The sequence below is a fragment of the Mesorhizobium robiniae genome, from assembly GCF_040545535.1.
GTDB classification, from domain to species: domain Bacteria; phylum Pseudomonadota; class Alphaproteobacteria; order Rhizobiales; family Rhizobiaceae; genus Mesorhizobium; species Mesorhizobium robiniae.
The window spans coordinates 169,015-188,356 of record NZ_JBEPMC010000002.1; the positions used below are offsets into that span (position 1 = coordinate 169,015).

The following is a 19,342-nucleotide window of genomic DNA, read 5'->3' on the forward strand; positions in this document are numbered from 1 at the left end:
GCCTCTATTTCATGCCCTTTAACCGCGCATGCGCTACTGCGACGCGAGCGGCGAGCGCGGCGTTGTTGCGGACCAGCGCGATATTGGCCTTCAGGCTGCGGCCTTGCGAAAGCTCATTGATGCGGGCGAGCAGGAACGGCGTCAGCTCCTTGCGGCCGATGCCGCGTGTCCCGGCTTCGGCCACGGCCGCGGCGATCGTGCTGTCGATGAAGGCCGGATCGAGCGCATCCGCCTCAGGAATCGGATTGGCGACGAGGATGCCGGTGCCCGAGCCGATCTGCTCGTGCAGCAGCATGGCCCCCGCAATGTCCTCCGGCGTGTCGAGGCGGTGATCGGCCTTCAGTCCGCTGGAGCGCGTATAGAAGGCCGGGAAGTCGTCGCTCTGATAGGCAATCACCGGCACGCGTTGTGTCTCCAGATATTCCAGCGTTTTTGCAATATCGAGGATCGATTTCACGCCGGCGCAGACGACGGTCGTGCCGGTCTGGCCGAGTTCGGTCAGGTCGGCCGAGATATCGAAAGTGGCCTCGGCGCCACGATGCACGCCGCCGACGCCGCCGGTCGCAAAAATGCCGATGCCGGCGAGCGCAGCGATCCGCATCGTCGCCGAGACGGTGGTTCCGGCCGAGCCGCCGCCCACCATGATGGCGGCGAGGTCGCGCCCTGACGCCTTGACCACGTCTTTAGCCGCGGCAAGCCGTTCCAGCTCACGGTCGTCAAGCCCGACCTTGATCTTGCCGGCGACCACCGCGATCGTGGCGGGCACGGCGCCGTTCTCGCGGACCACGGTTTCAACGCCGCGCGCGGTCTCCAGATTGGCAGGATAAGGCATACCATGGGTGATGATCGTCGATTCCAGCGCCACCACCGCGCGGCCGTCTCGAAGTGCTGCCGCGACTTCGTCGTTCAGGTGGATAAGGGAAGAAGGTTTCATGGTCTCGCTTTCGGTCGTCTCGTTTTAGGCGGGAATGCGGTACATGCCGGCGGTGAGGAAGCGCGGCGACAGATCAGGATGGACGCTGGATTCGCTCTCGGTGGTCAGCGTGGCGAGCAGCGCCCCTGTCCGCGCTGCGTCGAGCACAGGATCGCCCGAAAGCACCTTGTACATGGTGCCGGCAATCATCGCGTCGCCGGCGCCGGTGATGTCGACGGCGCGGGCGGGGACGGAACGCATCGTCGCCAAGCCGCTTTCGGTCGCCACCGCAAATCCATGCGCGCCCATGGTCACGATGACCTCGGCAGCACCTGCCGCGCGCAGCGCCGCCGCGGCTTCCTTCGGCTTCAGCCGCTTGTCGGCGTCGGCGATGCCAAGCATCGCGTTGGCCTCGTCGTGATTGGTGAACAACAGGTCGATGCCGGTCAGGTCCTTCGGCAAGCGTGCGGATTTCGGCGACGAGACCGTGTCGACGGCGAGCTTGAAGCGCGCGCCCTGTTTGCGTGACATCAGCGCTTCGATCGTCGCGGCCGGCAGGTTGCAGTCGATGAACACCCAGGTCGCCGAAGCGAGATGCGGCCAGAAGCGGTCGAGATAGGATGGCGAAAACAGATCGAAGATCTCCATGTCGGCAATGCCGAGCACGAGATCGTTGTTGGGATCGAGGATGGCCGCATATTCGGCCGTCGGTCGTTCCGTGGTGGTGATGACCTGGCTGACGTCGGCGCCGAGGTCGCGCAAATGCCGCACCAGCGAGCGGCCGGTTTCATCGTCACCGACAATCGAGACGAAGCTGACGTCGACGCCGAGGCGGACAAGGTTCTCGGCGACGTTGCGTGCGACACCGCCGAAGCTGCGATAGCCGTCGACAGGGTTCGACGTCTCGAAGATCAGATCCTTCTTGGCGTGGTATTTGCGGTCCAGAACCGCGCCGCCGATGCAGATCATACGCTTGGAGGCCGGCAACACATAGCCACGGCCGAGAATGTAACCCTTGTTGACGAGCTGCATGATGTGGGCCGCGACGGTCGAGCGGGCGATGCCTAGCGCGGTTGCTATGTCCTGCTGGCCGGCGAACGGGTTCGCCGCGATGAGATCCAGAACCGCTTGTTCCTGTGCTCCAAGGTCGTCCATCACTTCACCGGCCTGTTCGACTGAAGGCCTTCTGATATGAAGGACAACAGATGACTTTGTCAACATTTGTTTGCGCGGGAGGCACAGTGATGCCGGTCTAGCGGGTGTACTGAGCAGAGCGGTGGCTACGGCACCAGCATCAATGCGCCCGTGGTCTGCCTGGATTCGAGGTCGCGGTGGGCCTCGCCGGCATTGGTCAGGCTGTAGCGTCTGGGGGGCTCGATCCTGACGAAGCCTTGCCGTAGCGCTGCGAAGAAACGATCGACGTGCGGCGAAAGCTTTGCCGGAGTGTCGGTATAATGGGCGTAATTGGGACGCGATATGGTGATCGACTTCGATGCAAATCGGCCGATATCCCAGTTGCCGACCGGTCCGGAGGCTTGGCCGAAACTGACGAGATGGCCGCGAATGCCGAGTGCCGCTAGTGAACCGCCGAACGTGTCGTTGCCGACCGCGTCATAGGCGACATCGGCACCAGCGCCGCCGGTCAGGCGCATAACGGCTTCAGCGAAATTATCGCGCGAATAAACGATGACGTGATGCGCGCGAAGACGTTCGACGATCCGCGCCTTGTCGTCGCTCGATACCGTGGCAATGACCGTTGCCCCTAAATGGCGGGCCCACTGCACCAGAAGCTGGCCGATACCGCCGGCGGCGGCGTGAATGAGAACGACGGAGCCTGGCTGCACGGCATGGACGTCGTGCAGCAGGAAACTCGCGCTGACGCCTTTGAGCAGGCTCGCTGCTGCAGTCTCGTCCGAAACGTCGTCCGAGAGCCGAACCAGCAGATCGGGCGCCATGTTGCGCCGCTCGGCATAGGCGCCGACCGGCGGGCAGGCATAGGCGACGCGGTCGCCGGCTGAAAAGCCTAAAACCTCCGAACCAAGCGCTTCAATGACGCCTGCAGCCTCCATGCCGGGCACATCAGGCGGCTGCAGGAGGTCGAAATAGCCGGTGCGGCAATAGACGTCGATGAAATTGACGCCGATCGCCGTATGACGAATTTGCACCTCGTTCGGCGCGGGCGGCGGCAATGCGATGTCTTTCAGCTGCAGCACCTCCGGCCCGCCATAGCGCTCGACGAGGATCGCCCTGGTTCTCTCGATCAGGCCCGAAGTCGTGGCTCCGGAAGATGTGGGCCCGGAAGATATTGCCGGAGCGCTCCGCGGCAGGGCTGCCGATGGTGTCGGAGCGACCACCGGCGCTCTCGCGTGGGTAGGTGGGATCGTCGGCTTTCGACGCAAAAGATTGCGAATAGCCTCAAAACCGGCCTGGTAGATGCCCTCGGTGACGAGCTTGACCAGCTCGTCGCGGCGATGCGCCGGTGGATGGAACTCGGAGCGCCACTCCCAGAAGGTGGCGTTGCCGTCGGTCACCGGCTTCAGTCGGATCGATGCGACATAACCCATCAGCGGCAGCGGTGCTTCGAGCAGGCAATAGCTCAGCCGAAAGTCCTTATCGGACAGCGCCAGAAGCTGCTCGCGCAATTCGCCGCCGTCGGCCAGCCGGAAATGACGCACCGACCCCACCGCATCGACCGGCTCGCCCCCGTCGATCTCGCTGAATAAGACCGCTGGATGCCAGCGCTCATGGCCATTGAAGTCGCGCAAAATGGACCAGACGTCCTCGATCGGCGCATCGATGATCGTGCTCTGGCGGACTTGAACCATAGCGCAGGCGTCAGCGCCCGAAGCGCTGCTTGAGTGCGCTGAGCGCAGCCTGGAATACGCCGGTGCCGATCTGGTGCGTCAGCGCCGCCTCGCGCTCGGGGGCGCAGTCGAACTCCGCCTGCCACTCGGCCAGGGTCAAATTGCCGTCGGTGATCGGCGTCAGCGACAGCGTTGAGATGTAATTTTCCACCGCCATCGGGCTTTCCAGGATCGCGTAGCTGCAGGACAGGTCATAGTCGGACAGCGCCAGCAATCTTTCGCGAATCCGCCCGCCATCCCTGAGCACGAAATTTCTGATACAACCGATCTGGTCGGGATGCGCATTTTGCTCGATGCGGCTTTCGGTGACGAACGGCGCCCAGCTTGGCAGCCCATTGAAATCGCGAACGACCTTCCAGACCTCCGCCGCCGGCGCCGGAATGACCGAGGAAACATAGACCTTGGTCATGCCGGGCAGCCGCCAGCGTGACACAAGCGGCCGAGACATTCCGATTCGATTGCGAACCGCATGGACTGCACGATCAAGTCAGCGGTCGCGATCGTCATCGTCATCCTTGCTGATCTTGCCCTTGCCTTTCTTGTCGCGGGTCAGGCTCGAAATGTCCTTGGCATCGCGCAAAACGTCGGTCATCCGTCCGAGCGAACCGCCCTCGATGCCGATCTCCTTCATGAGATTGTCGATCATCGGCGCCTGTACCCGATAGCGCAGCGCCGAATCGATCACTTCGTCGGTGACGTTGCGGTTGCCGCCGGGGCCGCCATTGATGCCATCGACATGCAATATCTTGATGCCCTCGATCTTCTCCATCGGCTTGACGCTTTCGCGGATGATGCCTTCCATATGGTCGAGCAATTTGCCGCGGAGACGGCCGGCGCGAGCCTCATTGGAGAGCAGGTTTTCGGCCTCGTTGAGCTGGCGGTGACCGGCGGCGTCGACCTCGTAGCGCTGGGCCGCGGCAAGGGCATGAATCTTTTCGGATTCGGCCGAGGCGACGGCAGCGATCTTCTGGGCTTCGGCGAGGCTTTTGGCAGCCTTCATCTCGGCATCGGCCGCCGCGGTTATGCGCAGGGCCTCGCGCTCTGCCTCACGGGCGGCGGCGATCAGGTCGGTCAGCTTGCGGCGCTCGGCGATCTCGCGCTCGCGGGCGGTGAAGGCCTGTTCCTCGGCCTGGATGGCCTTGGCGCGGACCGCTTCCGAAGCAGCGATCGCAGAAGACCGCTCCTGCGTCTTCTTGGCGATGTCGATGGCCTTCTGGATCTCGGCGATCTCGATCTTCTGATCGCGGTCGACACCAAGCTGGCGCAGGTCACGGTCCTTGATCAGCCGGGCTTCCTCGATGCCGCGCTCGGTGGTGATGCGGGCGCGCTCGACCTCTTCGCTGGCAGATATCTCGGCTTCCTCGAAAGCCTGGCGCTTGGCGATCTGCAGCGCTTCGAGGTGACGCTCCCGCGCAATCCTCACTTCGTCGATGGCGCGCTCCTGATCGATACGGGCCGTTTCGGTCGTCTGGTTCTCGACAATTTCGGCGCGGCGTTTTTCCGCTTCGGCCCTGGTGACCTCGAGCGCTTTTTCCGCCAAGGCGATCTGACGTTCGAGCTCGGCGATTTCGAGCGCCTTCTTGCGCTCGATCTCCAGTTGGCTCTGCGTGCCTTCACGCTCGATGCGCGCCTTCTCCAGCGCAAGCTCGAGCGCTATCTGCTCGCGCTCGGTCAGTTCGCGCATTTTCATTTCCGTCTCATCGAGCGCACGGCGTCGGGCAATCTCGCGGCGCTGGGTGTCTTCTTCGTTCTTGATGCGCTCCTCGGTGATGTTGCGTTCCTGGTTGAGGCGCGATTTCTCGACCGCTTCGCGCGAAGAAAGCTGCGCCTGCTCCGACTCCTGGTCGCGCAGTGCGCGCTCGATGGCGAGTTCGGAACGCTGCGAGGCGCGGCGTATCTCGACTTCGCGCTCCTGTTCGAGGCGGGCATATTCGGTGTCGCGGTCGATCTCCAGCACCTTGCGCTGGGTGTCGAGGTTCTGGTTGCGGATATCGACCAGCGTGCGCTGCTCGATCTCGTTGCGCATCCTGCGCCGGGTCTCGATCGATTCGGTGAGCTGGGTCAGGCCTTCGGCGTCGAAGGCGTTGGAGGGGTCGAAATATTCGAGGCTGGTCTGGTCGAGGTCGACGATGGCGACGCTCTCCAGTTCGAGCCCGTTGGCGGCGAGCGATTCCGAGGCGAGTTGGCGGACCTTGGCGGCGTAGTCGCCGCGCAGTTCGTGCATCTCCTCGAGCGTCATCTGGGCCGCGACCGTGCGCATGGCGCCCGCAAACTTGCCTTCAAGCAGTTCGCGCAGACTGTCGGGCTGCAGCGTACGGCGGCCGAGCGTCTGAGCGGCTGCGGCAACCAGCTCGCGGCTCGCCCCGACACGGACAAAGAACTCGGCGACCAGATCGACGCGCATCCGGTTTTTGGTGATCAGCGCAAAACCATCTTCGCGGCGCACCTCGATGCGCGAGACATTCATGTTGACCGGCGTGATTTCGTGCAGCACCGGAATGACGAAGGCGCCGCCATTGACCACCACCTTCTCGCCCATGAAGCCGGTGCGCACGAACGCCGTCTCCTTGGTCGAGCGACGATAAAGCCATCTGAGAACATAGACGGCGATCACCACGACGATCGCGGCAATGATCAGCCACAAAAGGAAAGCGCCAAAGGTCTGCGCGGCCATTCTTTCTACCCTCCCAAACAGGATGCGGTCAGCCACCGGCGACCGGCATCAATTCCATAATCCGCCAACGCGAAAACCATCACGCCCGCCTCTGCAATTTCGGCGTGATCGCGTGGAACGCGTTGATGGCTGCGTCGACGAAAGACGGTTCGTTGATGTTCGACCGGACGCGCTCGACATGGCGCAGCGGCGTCTGGCGGACGGTCTTCTCGATCGCCTCGAACAGCGCATTGTCGGCCTCCGGATCGTGAAACGGCTGGCCTGGGGCGTCGAGCATCGACACGCCGCCCTCCGGCAGCAGGAACCGCACCGGGCCATTCATGGCGTTGAGCCGCGCGCCGATCCATTCGCCGAAGGCACGGTTCTCGTCGCGCGTGGTCCGCATCAGCGTGACATTCGGATTGTGGATGACGAAGTTACGGCTTCTGAATTTCTCCGGCACCGTATCGCGCGGGCCGAAATTGACCATGTCCAGCGCCCCGGTCGAGCCGACATAGGGCAAGCCGGTGCGGATCGCCGCGCCAAAGCGGTCGTCGGTCGCCGGGAACACGCCGCCGACAATCATGTCGGCGACTTCGGTCGTGGTCAGGTCGAGGAAGGCTGAGAGATGCCGGGAGTCACCGAGATTTTCCATGGCGCGCCCACCAATTCCGGTGGCATGGAAGACAAGACAGTCATAGTCCGCTTCAAGACGCTTGGTCACCGCCTGCACTGCCGGCGTGGTGACGCCGAACATGGTGATGCCGACGGCCGGACGCGCCAGCTTGCGTTTGGCCTCCCATGCCTCGGCATTGGGAAGCTGCGCGACCATACCCGCCATCGCATGCGCGGCGTTGGAAAGCACCTGTTCGGTAATCGAGTTCAACCCCTGAACGTCTGCCACCGAATGGAACATCATGATGTCGGCCCCACCGACATATTTGGCGACGTCGCCGGCGGCGACCGTCGAGACCATCAGCTTAGGTATACCGACGGGCAGCCTGCGCATGCCAGCCGTGGCCAGCGTGGTGCCGCCGGAACCGCCCGCCGAAATAACCCCGCCGATGCGCGGCTCGCGCTCGATCCAGCGCGCAAAGGCTTCGGCCATGGCGCTTACCGAACCGCCGCGATCATTGATGAAAACGGCCGAAGACCCCAGCGCATGCATGCCGGCGACCTGCATGGCGGGAACATCGGCGCTCGACGGCTTTCCCGACGTCGACAGGTCGACGGTGCGCACCGGCACACCCAGCGATTTCAGGCGATCGGCGACGAAGCGCAGTTCCTTGGCCTTGGTGTCGAAAGTGCCGGCGACCAGAACGGTCCTGCCGATGCGCTCGGCGAAGGGTATGGCGAAGATTTTTTTCAGCTCGTCCTGCGGCGCTGCCTTCTCGACCGCCGCTTGCCGCATCGCCGTCACCGGCACATTCCAGCGGTTCGGCAGTTCGGTCACCGGGCGGTAGATACCGTCCTGCGGAGCAGCGTCCTGCGAAGCACCTCGATCGATGCGATAGACTTCGGCCAGCTGTTGTTGCGCCTGTGCCGCCGCCGCTGGCGTCATAGCGGACTCGTCTGAATGGCGGCCGACACCGAGCAGTCGCTGCTGCAGTTCACGGTCGGCGGCAAGTGCTGCGGCATCCATGACCCGGTTGACGCGCCCGTTGACCATAATGGCGACGCGATCGGACACAGCGGTGGCGACGCCGATATTCTGTTCGATGACGAGGATCGCCATCTCGCCTTCCTCGGCCAGCGTCACCAGCATTCGCTCGACTTGCTCGACGATGACAGGTGCGAGCCCCTCGGTCGGCTCGTCCATGACCAGCAGCTTGGGGTCGCTCAGCAGCGCGCGCGAGATCGCCAGCATCTGCTGTTCGCCGCCCGAGAGCTGCGATCCGCCATTGGTCCGGCGTTCGGCGAGGCGCGGAAAGATCTGATAGACGCGCTCGACCGTCCAATTCGCATCACGCCGGTTGCCGGCCGCGAGGCGCAGATGCTCGTCGACCGTCAGGCTTGGCCAGACGCGGCGGCCCTGCGGTACGTAGCCGACACCGAGCCGGTGAATCTCATGCGGTTCGAGTGAGGAAATCTCGCGGCCGTTGACCCGGATCGACCCGGAGCGCGCGCGCTTCAAGCCTGTGATAGTGTTGCAGAGCGTCGTCTTGCCCATGCCGTTGCGGCCGACGACCGACAGTACGCCGCTGTCCAACGTCAGTGACACGCCCTGCAGCGCATGGCTCTCGCCGTAATAGACTTGCAGATCCTCTATTCTGAGGACCGCCTTCCTGGACGGAGGCGTTGGGCCGAACGGAGATATGGGGCCGGCAGGAACGCGGCGTTCAGCCATGCTTGCCTCCGAGATAGATTTCCTGGACCTCCGGATCAGCTTCGATCTCTTGCGGCGTGCCCTCCTTGAACAAGCGGCCATTGTGCATCATCGAAACATACTCCGAGACACGCAGCGCAACGTCGAGATCGTGTTCGATGATAACATAGCCGATATGCTTCGGCAGCCCATTGAGGATCGCCACCAGATCGCGGCGCTCGGTCGGCGACAGCCCTGCCGCCGGTTCGTCGAACAGGATGAAGCGAGGTGCACCGGCCAGCGCCAATGCGATCTCCAACTGCCGTTGCTGGCCATGGCTGAGCGTCGCCACCAGCGCGTCGCGCCAGGCTTCCAGATGCACAGCGTGCAGGATCGATTCCGCCTGCACCCTGTTGACGTCGGTTGCCTTGGGTCGAAGCAACGAGAACCGCCGGCGCGACACGCCCCGGCATGCCAGGAAGATGGAATCGAGGACCGACAGGCCCTTGAACAGTTGCGAAATCTGATAGGTGCGCCTCAGGCCACGCCGGATGCGTTCATGCGGCGGCAGGTCGGTGATATCCTCGCCGAAAAAACGGATGCGGCCCGCGGTCGGCAGAAAGTCGCCGGTCACGGCATTGAACAGTGTGGTCTTGCCGGCGCCGTTGGAGCCGAGAACCGCGCGCCGTTCGCCGGCCGCGATCCTCATATTGATGCCCGAGAGCGCCACCAGAGCACCGAAATGACGCGCAACGCCGTCCAGTTCCAGTGCATAGGCACCGGTTCCCTGCAGACGGGCTGCCATGTCGTTTTCGGCCACTGGCGATCGCTCCCGCGTTACGGCCGGTTACGGGCAGCTCGGATTGTCACGGCTGACGGCGCCAAGCGCAGTGAAATCCGCCTCCGGTATTCCGAGGGTCTGGTTGACCTGCGGAATAACCTTGATCAGCTTGTTCATGAGATTGCCATCCGAACCTTCGGTGACCTCGGTCAGGTAGATGTCGGCGATCGCGTTACGGTTCTTGTCGAGCGAAACCTTGCCGGTCGGCGTCTCGAACGAAAGCGTCGAAAGTGCATCTCGCAGCTTTGCGCCGCCATCGGACACGTCGCCCCCGACCTTGTCGAGGCCGAGCAGCGCGGCTTTCATGTTGATGTAATAGGCATGGGCAAAGAGCGAGGGCGACGGGAAGGCGCCGGGCTGTTTCTTGTACTGCTCGACGAATTTCGTCCACGATGGGGAGTCGTTGGTATCGGCAGTCGGGCCGGCGGCCGGCGTGCCGATCAGGACGTCACGCAACTTGCCCTTCGAGGTCAGCACGGTCTGGTCGACGGTAATGGAGCCACCGATCAAGGGTGCCGAGCCGCCGGACTGCTGGTATTGCGTCAGGAAATTCACGGCATCGGCGCCGCCGAGTGCGACATAGATGGCGTCGACATCGTCGGGAATGGCGGCGATGACGGAGGAGTAGTCTTTGTTGCCGATCGGCACCCAGGACTTGGACGGCACCTGGCCGCCGGCCTTGCAGAACTCGGCCATGAAGCCGAAGACCTGCGTGTACGGGAAGGAATAATCCTCGGCGACGGTGGCGACCCGCTTGTAACCCTTGTCGGTGAAGGCATAGGTGCCTAGGCCCGCCATCCACTGGGCGCCGTCCGTTCCGAAGCGGAAGAAATTGTCCGCCGGATTGCGGAATGTCGTGTCCTGGGCTGCCGAGGCGCCATTGAGGAATGTCACGGTCGGCTGGGTCTTGGCATAGTCCTTGACGGCCAGACCCTCATCGCCCGAAAGCGGACCGACCAGCACCTTGACGCCGTCCTGCTCGACCAGCTTGCGCGCTGCGCGCACGGCGCTGTCCGGAGAGGCGTCGGACGATCCTTTGACGATCTCGACCTTTTTGCCGGCGACCATGCCGTTGACCTCGTCGAGCGCCGTCTTCGCGCCACGCTCTCCATCTTCGCCGAGTACCGTGAATGGGCCCTCGAAGGTGGCGAGCAGGCCGATCTTGATCGTGTCGTCGGCAGCAAGCGAAAGCGACGGAGCGACCAGCCCAGTCGCCAGCGCCAGCGCAAGCAGTGTGCGTCGATGTATCCTCATGTTTTCCTCCCTTTGATTGACGTTTTCGCAGTGGTTCATTCCATCCCGGCGACTAGGGGCCGGGACGCAAGGACTCCTGGGCAAGATGCGGTTTGATCCTCCCCCACAACCCAAGAATTCCGTCTGGCGAGACGAAGACGATCACCAGGAAGACAAGGCCGATCAGCGTGTTGAAACGCTCGGCTCCGACGATGTCGATGGCGAAGGTCTGCATCAGGACTACGACGAGCGCGCCGAAGAAAGGGCCGATCGGATGCCGCAAGCCGCCGATGACGGCGATGATCAGCACATCGAGCGCGGCGTCCACGCCGATGGTGCCGGGCGAAACGCGGCCGTTGAACCAGACCAGGAGCACACCGGCCAGACCGGCAATGATGCCAGCGAGGAACCAGGCGAAGACTTTGTGCGCGGTGACGTCATAGCCTAGCGCGCGCATCCGCCGCGGGTTGTCGCGGATCGCCTGCAAGGTCAAGCCGAAGGTGGAGCGGGAGCCGTAGAATATGGCCGCATAGGACAGGACCGCAAAACCGAGACAGAGGTAATAGAAGGCTTTCGGATCGCGCCAGTTGATGCCCCAGAACGAGGGAGCGTGGATGCCGGCGTATCCGGAATGGCCATTGAAGATCGCGTAGTTCTGCTGGGCGAAATAGTAGGTGGCGGTGGCGATCGCCAGCGTGATCATGATGGTGTAGATGCCTTCGGTGCGCACCGAGATCCAGCCGATCAGCGCCGATGCCACCGCGGCCGCCATTACAGCGAAAGGCGCCGCCAGCCACCACGGCCAGCCGAAGCCGAGCACGTTCGAATTGTTGTTGCCGAGGATGGCGATGGCATAGGCGGCGATGCCGGCGACGGTGATCTGCGCCAGGCTGACCATGCCGCCATAACCCGCCAGCATCATCAGCGACAAAGCGAGCATGCCGAAGATAAGCGAATAGCCGCCGATCTGCGTCAGGAAGAAATCCGATGCCACCAGCGGATAGAGGACCAGGGCAACGGCCAGGATAATGTGGCCCGGGCCGAGTTTTTCCAGCCATGTCTGTTGGGGCGCTCGGGCATCCGCGGCAAGGGTCAGGCTCATCGCGCTTTCCCCATGATGCCTTGCGGCCGGACGGCCAGCGCCACCACCATGATGACGAAGGTGAGCACGATGCCGTAAGTCGGGAAATAGACGAGGCCAATCTGCTCGGCGAGGCCGATCAGCAGTGCGCCAATAGCGGCGCCTGATATCGAGCCCATGCCGCCGACGATGACGACGACAAGCGAAGCAAGCAAATAGCGGATATCTTCGCCGGGCGCGACCGAGAGCGCCGAGCCGCCGACGACGCCGGCAAAGCCGGCAAGCCCGGCGCCGACGGCAAAGACGATGGCAAATACTGCATGCACGTTGACGCCGGAGGCCGACAGCATGGCGCGATCATCGACGCCGGCGCGGATCATCATGCCGACGCGCGTCTTGTTCAGCATCAGCCAGAGACCGACGCCGATGACGATCGCCGCCGCCAGCACGACAAGGCGGTAGAGCGGATAGGTGAGAAAAACCGATGCGCCGTTCGATCGCACCGCGGTGATCACCGGGAGCGTCAGTGCACCGTCGAGCCATTCCGGCACCGCGATCTGATAGGTGCCGCCGGCCCAGACGGCCAGCATCAGGTCGGCGGCGACGATCGAGATGCCGATGCTGACCAGCGTTTGGCGCAGGTCGTCGCCTTCCAGGCGACGGAAGACGAAAATCTGCATGACGATGCCGACCGCCGCCAGAACGATGAAGCCGGCGGCGACACCCAGCAGCCAATAGCCGGTGCGGTTCGCCACTTCGTAACCGATATAGGCGCCGAGCAGATAAAGTGAGCCATGCGCAAGATTGACATTGCGCATCAGCCCGAAGATCAGCGTAAAGCCGCTGGCAACCAGGAAATAGAGGCCAGCCAGTGTGACCCCGTTGAGGATCGCGCTGACGAAAGCCTTCTTCGAGATCAGGATGGCGTTCAGCCAAGCCGGCCAGACGGCGAAGACCAGCCATGCGATGAGCGCGGCGGCAAGCAGCCAGAAAAGGCCCCATGCCTGCCGGCGCGTCATGCCCCCACCCGCCACTGACGAGGAGGATAGCTGGGACGACGACGATGGCTGGTCGAGGATGCTCATGCCGTCAGCCGGCGGCGCTGCTCATTCAAGCGCGGCGCCTTGTGGAACTTGCCGTCCTTCATGATGGCGAGGATGCGGTTCTTGTCCTGCAGGATGCGCACGTCGGCAATCGGGTCGCCGTCTATCAGCAGGAGGTCGGCGAGATAGCCTTCCTTGATCATGCCGAGTTCATCACCCATGCCCATGATCTGGCCGCCATATTTGGTTCCGGCCTGGATCGCTTCCATCGGCGAGAAGCCGAGCATCTCGACGAAGGTATGGATGTCCTTGGCGTTGGTGCCTTGCGGCGTCCAGGCAAAACCATAGTCGCCGCCAATGCACACGCGGATGCCGCGCCGGTGCATCTTCTTCATCGTGTCGACGCACATTTCGAGTTCGCGCTCATATTCGAGCGACAGCGGCGATCCGGGCTTGATGCCCCACTGCTCGGCATGGCGCGCGGTGTTGATCAGCCAGGCAATGCCGGGTGCGACGAAATGCTTGTCCTTCGCCGCCTCGAGCATGTCGAGCGATTCTTCGTCGGCAAACGAGGCATGGTAGATGTTCTGGATGCCGTGGCGGATGCATTGTTTGACCGAGCCGGACGAACGCGCATGGGCCGACAGCACCTTGTTACGGCAGCGTGCCTCGGAGGCGGCCATGGCAACCTCTTCCTCCGACATCGGTGTCTCTTCGGCGCCCATGCCGGTGATACTCTCGCCGGACAGATTGAGCTTGATCGAATCGACGCCGTATTTGATCAACTGGCGCACCGTGCGGCGGATCTCTTCGGGACCCGAGACGACGATGCCTAGGTTGAGGCCTTCATGCGGGATGTGCGAAGGCGCGGAATCGCCGAGGCCGCCGACGGTGGTGATTTCCGGCCCCGCCGCGAGGTAACGCGGGCCTGGGAAGCGACCCTGGTTGATGAACTTCTTGGCAACGACGTCGAGGCGGGGCTTGGCGGCTGCCGCCCCCCTGCCCGCGGTGAAGCCGGCATCGAGCACCAGCTTGGCCATCTCCATGGTGACCAGCATGTGCTCTTCGACCTCCATCATCTGGATCGGGTCGATGCCGGGTGCGTTGTTCCAGGACAAATGCAGATGCGCGTCGATCATGCCGGGCATCAACGTCGCGCCCATGCCGTCGATCGTCGTGACACCTGCGGGCGCGCCGGCATAGGACGACGACGCAGAGGAGGAGCCAAAGCGCGATGAGCCCTTGGTGATCTGCTTGATGCGGTTACCCTGGACCAGCACTTCGCCGGTGTATGGATACTCCCCGGTCGCATCGAGCACACGCACATTGGTAAAGAGCGTATTGCCCGAACCGTTGCCGTTCCAGCCGTCGTCTGCCATCAGAAAACCTCCCAAACTGTCGAGCGCACTTTTTTACGCCCGAATTCCGATCCTCACCTATCAACGCGTCTCAAAAAATCGGCGAGCTTCTGGCTGCTTTCGCGGGGGCACTCTACCGTCGCCCAATGTCCGCACCGATCGAGAGACGAGAATATGGCCCCCTTAATCCTGTCGGCAAGCGCCTGGCCGACGCTCATCGGGTTGACCATGTCGGCATCGCCGGTGACCAGCAAGGTCGGCGCCGAAATCCGCCTGACATCGACGGCCGTCGCCTTGGCCAGGGCTTCGCAGGTGCGAGCGTAGGATTCCGGATCCTGCCTGGTGATGGATTCGCGCACGAAGGCGACGGCTGCGGGCGACGTTTCCCTGGTATGCGCCGATAGTGCATTGGCGACGATCTGGTCGGCAATGTCGGCCATACCGCCCGAGCGTGCCAGCCGTGCCCGGTTGCCAAGGCCTTGCCGCGTCGCCTCGATGGGCTCGGCCAGTGCACCGAACAGCGCCAGCGAACTCACCAGCGACGGCTGGGTTACTGCAATCTGCTGACACACGATCGTGCCCATGGAATGGCCGACGAAATGGGCTCGCGTCACGCCTATGCCAGCCATGGCGCGAATGACGGCTTCGCTCATGATCTGGATCGTCAGCGGCTCGAGCGGCTTTGCCGAGCGCCCGGAACCCGGCAGATCGAGCCGGATGACACGGTAGACCGAGAGCGTCTCCATCTGCGGCTGGAACATGTTCGATGTCCCGCCGAGGCCGTGGATCATGACGACCGGGTGACCCTCGCCGGTGACTTCAGCAACAATCTGGCCGACGGTGACAGTCGTCATTGGACCCGCTCCACGATCCGGTTCTCCAGCGTGCCGATGCCGTCGATCTCGACCCGGACAAGATCGCCGGCCTTGAGATATTTCGGCGGATCGAAGCCGATGCCGACGCCAACCGGCGTGCCGGTGGCGATGATGTCGCCCGGCTTCAAGGTGATGCCTTGCGACAGCGTCGAGATGATCGTCGGAATATCGAAGATGAGCAGCGATATTTTGGAGTTCTGGCGAAGATCATCGTTGACGAAACAGCGCACCGAGGCGTTTTCTAGATCGAACTCGTCCTTGGTGATCGCCCACGGCCCCATCGGGCAAAAAGTATCCTGCGACTTGCCGATCAGCCACTGGCTGTATTTGCCTTGCAGATCGCGCGCGGTGACGTCGTTGACGATCGTGTAGCCCCAGACATGATCGTAAGCGTCCGCCTTCGAAATGCCGCGCCCGCCTTTGCCGATGATGACGGCCAGTTCCGCCTCATAATCGATCGCCGTCGACACGGAAGGGTCGATCAGCACGCTCGAATGCGTTGCCACGACCGATTCCGGGACTTTCGAGAAAATGATCGGGTGCTGTGGAATGGCGCCTGAACCGGCGCTCGAATCGAAGCCGCTGCGCGCAAATTCGTGCGCATGCTCGTAATAGTTCTTGCCGACGCAGAAGATATTGCGGGCAGGCAGCGGTATTGGTGCGTCGAGTTCGACCTGCGCGAGCGGCAGCGGTGAAAGCGTCCGCGGCATCCCGGCCCCGTTCCGCCGCAATAGCGCCAGCACTCCCAATTGTGCCTGCTCGACGGGGATATCAAAAGGGGCGACCGACTGACTGTCGAGGTCGACAATTCCGACGCGACGCTCACCTGCGATCGAAAATGTCGCGACCCTCATCCCGTCTCTCCCTGAACCTTTTATGAGCCAATATCCGCTCTTTCACTACACGCTACCGCCGATTGGTTTAGGCTGCAAGAGGAGTTTTGAGGAGAACCCGATAAAATACGCCACTATAGGCGCCTGGATTCGCTCAGGCGCTAGACCAACGGTGCAAACGCTGATACTATTGGCTCAACATTGGATCAGATAAGAACATTTGCCGGATGCCCAAGCTCGTCGCCAACGACATCGCCACAATGCTCAAGAAGCGGATTTCATCCGGGGAATGGCTTGAAGACGGCAGGATGCCACCCGAGCGCGATTTGGCGGTCGAGTTCGGCGTCGCGCGCAATACGGTGCGGCGCGCCGTCGGTTTCCTGGAGGACGACGGAACGGTTGTCCGGCATGTGGGAAGAGGCACCTTCCTGACCGCAACCAATCCGGGCTCCATCGCAGCGACAGTCGCGCGGATGGAGGGCACCAGCCCTGCCGACATGATGGAGATCAGGCAGTTGCTGGAACCGGCCGCGGCGGCCTTCGCCGCGACCAACGCCAGCATGGCGGAGTTGAACGCGGTTCGTGAAGCACACCAGACCGCATGCGAGGCCGAGGACATGCCGAACTTCGAGCATTGGGACGCCGAATTCCATCACCGCGTTTTTGCATGCTGCCGCAATGATTTCCTGAAAGAGATCCATAATCTCATGCGCACGATCCGCAACCAGTCGCCCTGGTTCGAAATGAAGAAACGTTCGTTTTCGGAAGAGCGGCGGCAAACCTATTGCGACGAGCATCAGGCCATATTGGACGCATTGCTGCATCGTGATCCGGAAGGCGCCAACCAAGCGATGCTTGCCCATCTCAAGACAGTCGAGCGCAACCTTCTGGGCCGGTAGTTCCGAAAGCCGCACCCTCTCGGCGCGAGTCCAGCTTCTTGGACCGCGGCCGAGGTCGACCGGCTGAGCGACGAAATACCGACGCCCGGCCAGATAATGCAACGGCGCGGTCCGCATTTGAACAGGAATGGCCGACACAAAACCGAGCCAGCTGGTACTGGTTGGCACTCGGCGCGGCATCACATTATTTAGGGCCGACGGCAAGAACTTGAAAGCAGGCGGATGGGCCAACAAGAATTGATGTCGAAGCTGGGGCGGTTGGTTTCCGAGGAGCGGAACCCAAAGACGATGGACATCGACCTATTGCCGACCATCGAGGTTCTGCACAGGATCAATGACGAGGACAGCGGCGTTCCGGCCGCCGTCGAGAAGGTCATCCCGGAAATTGCTGCGGCGGTAGACCGGATCGTTACTGCGTTTCAAAAAGGTGCGCGGCTTGTCTATATGGGCGCCGGCACGAGCGGCCGACTGGGGCTCCTCGACGCCTCGGAGTGTCCGCCGACATTTGGCGTGCGCGAGGATATGGTTCTCGGCCTGATCGCTGGCGGCTCCAAGGCGCTGGCGCGGGCCGCGGAAGGCGCCGAGGACGATCCGAAACAAGGCATGAGAGCATTGCAGGAGATCAAGCTGACCGCCGACGATGTCGTGGTCGGTATCGCTGCCAGCGGGCGCACACCTTATGTGATCGGCGGCTTGACCTATGCAAGGCAAGTGGGGGCCACAACTGTGGCGCTCTCCTGCAATCCCGGATCGACCATCGCCGGCATTGCCGACATCGCCATCTCTCCGCTTGTCGGCCCTGAGGTTCTCGCCGGCTCGACCCGGCTGAAGTCGGGGACGGCGCAAAAACTGGTTCTCAACATGCTGACGACCGCCAGCATGATCCGCATTGGCAAGAGCTACCAAAACCTGATGGTGGATCTCAATCCCAGCAACAAAAAGCTCCTCGCCAGAGCGGTCCGGATCGTGATGCAGACGACTGGTTGCGGGGCACGCCAAGCACGACAGGCGCTCGACCAGACCGGCAATGACGTGAAGCTGGCGATACTGGTGACGATGACCGGCATGAGCGTCGAAGAAGCGCGCAAGGCACTTGGCAATGCCGGAGGTTTCCTGCGAAAGGCAGTAGGCGAAAAGGCATTGTGAAGCCGTGCGGATACCGGGGCTGTGGATCGACTTCGACAAGGCAAGGCATGGACCTTGCTCACCAGCCGGATCCATCCGACACATCATTTCAACAACGGAATCGCAGCTCTTCGCCAATCGGTCGGCGACCTCGTCAACGGAGCCTAACAAATCATGATTGCGAAAACTGGGGAACCGATCTGGGCCGTCGGCCTGATGACCGGCACCGTGCTGGACGGTAATATCGATGTTGCACTGATCAAGACCGACGGCGAACGGATCGAGGATTTCGGCACCTACACGCTCGCACCCTACCCCAGATCGATCCGGACCCTGCTGGAGGAGACGCTGCGCCAAGCCAGGGGGTGGAATTTCGCCGGACCGGAGCCGGCGATCTTTCGCGAAGCTGAAGAAGCCCTGACGCGCGCCCAGTCCGCAGCCGTCAAGAACCTGGTCGAAAGCTACGGGCTGTCGATGGCCGATATCGGGGTCGTCGGCTTTCATGGCCAGACCGTGCTGCATCGCGCTCCGCAAGTCGGCCGGCTCGGCCAGACCCGACAGCTCGGCGATGGTGCCCTGATGCATGCCATTCTGGGCACCAAAGTGGCCTATGATTTCCGCTCGGCCGACATGCGCGCCGGTGGGCAAGGCGCGCCGCTGTCCGCCGCCTATCACGCCGCGCTGCTACGCGATACCGACGCCAGCGGCGACACGGCCGTGCTCAATCTCGGCGGCGTCGCCAACATCACCTGGTGGGACGGCAAGGACAATGTCGTCGCCTTCGACACCGGGCCGGCCAACGCGCCGCTGAACGATTTCATCAAGGCGAAGGGGCTTGGCGAGATGGACCGCGACGGTGCGCTCGCGCGGACCGGCACAGTGGACGAAGCCCGGCTGGCCAAACTGTTGCAGCATCCCTATCTGGCCAAGCCCTATCCAAAGTCGCTGGACCGGTTCGATTTCGGCGCGGCCATGGCGGACGGGATGAACGCTGAGGATGGCGCAGCGCTGCTGACGGCATTCACCGCCGCCGCCGTCGGCAAGGCGCTCGACCTCCTTCCGCATCGGCCGAAGAGGCTGGTGGTCAGCGGTGGCGGCCGTCACAACCCGACGATCATGGCCATGCTTGCCAGCCGCGCCGGCGTCGAAGCCGTGCCGGCGGAGGCGCTCGGCTGGAAAGGCGACGCGGTGGAGGCGGAGTGCTTTGCCTTCCTTGCGGTTCGCGTGCTCAGGGGCCTGCCGATCAGCTTTCCGACCACCACCGGTGTGCCACAGCCGATGCGCGGCGGACGCCTCGCCGGCTAACTAGAGCAAGATGC

16 protein-coding genes and 1 pseudogene are annotated in these 19,342 nt (G+C 62.9%); 4 read left to right on the forward strand and 13 right to left on the reverse strand.

The genetic code is table 11. The features are described from left to right. Positions 1 to 4 precede the first annotated feature (4 nt). From ABID19_RS05170 to ABID19_RS05230, 13 genes are all read right to left on the reverse strand, one after another. A complete protein-coding gene (locus tag ABID19_RS05170) occupies positions 5 to 934 on the reverse strand; it encodes a pseudouridine-5'-phosphate glycosidase (protein WP_354488550.1) in 930 nt (309 codons plus the stop codon). A 24-nt stretch (positions 935 to 958) separates the two neighbouring features. Next, positions 959 to 2,068 carry a carbohydrate kinase gene (locus ABID19_RS05175; protein ID WP_354488552.1) on the reverse strand — a complete coding sequence of 370 codons (1,110 nt, stop codon included), beginning with the start codon at positions 2,066 to 2,068 and terminating at the stop codon, positions 959 to 961. A gap of 125 nt (positions 2,069 to 2,193) precedes the next feature. Continuing rightward, complete coding sequence (locus ABID19_RS05180) at positions 2,194 to 3,738, reverse strand: SRPBCC family protein (protein WP_354488554.1); 1,545 nt, start codon at positions 3,736 to 3,738, stop codon at positions 2,194 to 2,196. A gap of 10 nt (positions 3,739 to 3,748) precedes the next feature. Further along, entirely contained in the window at positions 3,749 to 4,186 is a 438-nt protein-coding gene (locus ABID19_RS05185; RefSeq protein ID WP_354489463.1) for an SRPBCC family protein, read from the reverse strand. Between the two features lie 78 nt (positions 4,187 to 4,264). Next, positions 4,265 to 6,451, reverse strand: coding sequence for a flotillin domain-containing protein (locus tag ABID19_RS05190; RefSeq protein WP_354488555.1), 2,187 nt, complete (start codon positions 6,449 to 6,451; stop codon positions 4,265 to 4,267). 79 nt (positions 6,452 to 6,530) lie between these two features. After that, positions 6,531 to 8,777 carry an ABC transporter permease gene (locus ABID19_RS05195; RefSeq protein WP_354488557.1) on the reverse strand — a complete coding sequence of 749 codons (2,247 nt, stop codon included), beginning with the start codon at positions 8,775 to 8,777 and terminating at the stop codon, positions 6,531 to 6,533. Next, on the reverse strand, positions 8,770 to 9,540 hold the full coding sequence (locus ABID19_RS05200) for an ABC transporter ATP-binding protein (protein WP_352936160.1): 771 nt from the start codon (positions 9,538 to 9,540) through the stop codon (positions 8,770 to 8,772). Before ABID19_RS05200 ends, ABID19_RS05195 begins: the two co-directional genes overlap by 8 nt. Before the next feature lie 42 nt (positions 9,541 to 9,582). Beyond that, a complete protein-coding gene (locus ABID19_RS05205; RefSeq protein ID WP_354488558.1) occupies positions 9,583 to 10,830 on the reverse strand; it encodes an ABC transporter substrate-binding protein in 1,248 nt (415 codons plus the stop codon). 52 nt (positions 10,831 to 10,882) lie between these two features. Beyond that, positions 10,883 to 11,911 (reverse strand): branched-chain amino acid ABC transporter permease, encoded by a 1,029-nt coding sequence (locus tag ABID19_RS05210; protein WP_354488559.1) that lies wholly within the window; start codon positions 11,909 to 11,911, stop codon positions 10,883 to 10,885. Further along, positions 11,908 to 12,909, reverse strand: coding sequence for a branched-chain amino acid ABC transporter permease (locus ABID19_RS05215; RefSeq protein WP_354489465.1), 1,002 nt, complete (start codon positions 12,907 to 12,909; stop codon positions 11,908 to 11,910). Before ABID19_RS05215 ends, ABID19_RS05210 begins: the two co-directional genes overlap by 4 nt. 62 nt (positions 12,910 to 12,971) lie before the next feature. Further along, complete coding sequence (locus tag ABID19_RS05220; protein WP_354488561.1) at positions 12,972 to 14,312, reverse strand: metal-dependent hydrolase family protein; 1,341 nt, start codon at positions 14,310 to 14,312, stop codon at positions 12,972 to 12,974. 53 nt (positions 14,313 to 14,365) lie between these two features. Further along, the gene (locus tag ABID19_RS05225) at positions 14,366 to 15,145 is read right to left on the reverse strand and encodes an alpha/beta fold hydrolase (RefSeq protein ID WP_354488563.1); all 780 of its coding nucleotides are present in this window, start codon (positions 15,143 to 15,145) and stop codon (positions 14,366 to 14,368) included. Continuing rightward, a complete protein-coding gene (locus ABID19_RS05230) occupies positions 15,142 to 16,020 on the reverse strand; it encodes a fumarylacetoacetate hydrolase family protein (protein ID WP_354488565.1) in 879 nt (292 codons plus the stop codon). The genes ABID19_RS05225 and ABID19_RS05230 overlap by 4 nt, the downstream gene beginning before the upstream one ends. A gap of 206 nt (positions 16,021 to 16,226) precedes the next feature. Here ABID19_RS05230 and ABID19_RS05235 point away from each other — a divergent pair, with 206 nt between their 5' ends. From ABID19_RS05235 to ABID19_RS05250, 4 genes and pseudogenes are all read left to right on the forward strand, one after another. Further along, entirely contained in the window at positions 16,227 to 16,898 is a 672-nt protein-coding gene (locus tag ABID19_RS05235) for a FadR/GntR family transcriptional regulator (protein WP_354488567.1), read from the forward strand. A 222-nt stretch (positions 16,899 to 17,120) separates the two neighbouring features. Then, a complete protein-coding gene (gene murQ / locus ABID19_RS05240; RefSeq protein ID WP_354488569.1) occupies positions 17,121 to 18,044 on the forward strand; it encodes an N-acetylmuramic acid 6-phosphate etherase in 924 nt (307 codons plus the stop codon). A 16-nt stretch (positions 18,045 to 18,060) separates the two neighbouring features. Further along, a pseudogene (locus ABID19_RS05245) lies at positions 18,061 to 18,191 on the forward strand (esterase); the annotation flags it as partial. Positions 18,192 to 18,197: 6 nt separating this feature from the next. Continuing rightward, positions 18,198 to 19,328 carry an anhydro-N-acetylmuramic acid kinase gene (locus ABID19_RS05250; protein WP_354488570.1) on the forward strand — a complete coding sequence of 377 codons (1,131 nt, stop codon included), beginning with the start codon at positions 18,198 to 18,200 and terminating at the stop codon, positions 19,326 to 19,328. Positions 19,329 to 19,342 lie beyond the last annotated feature (14 nt).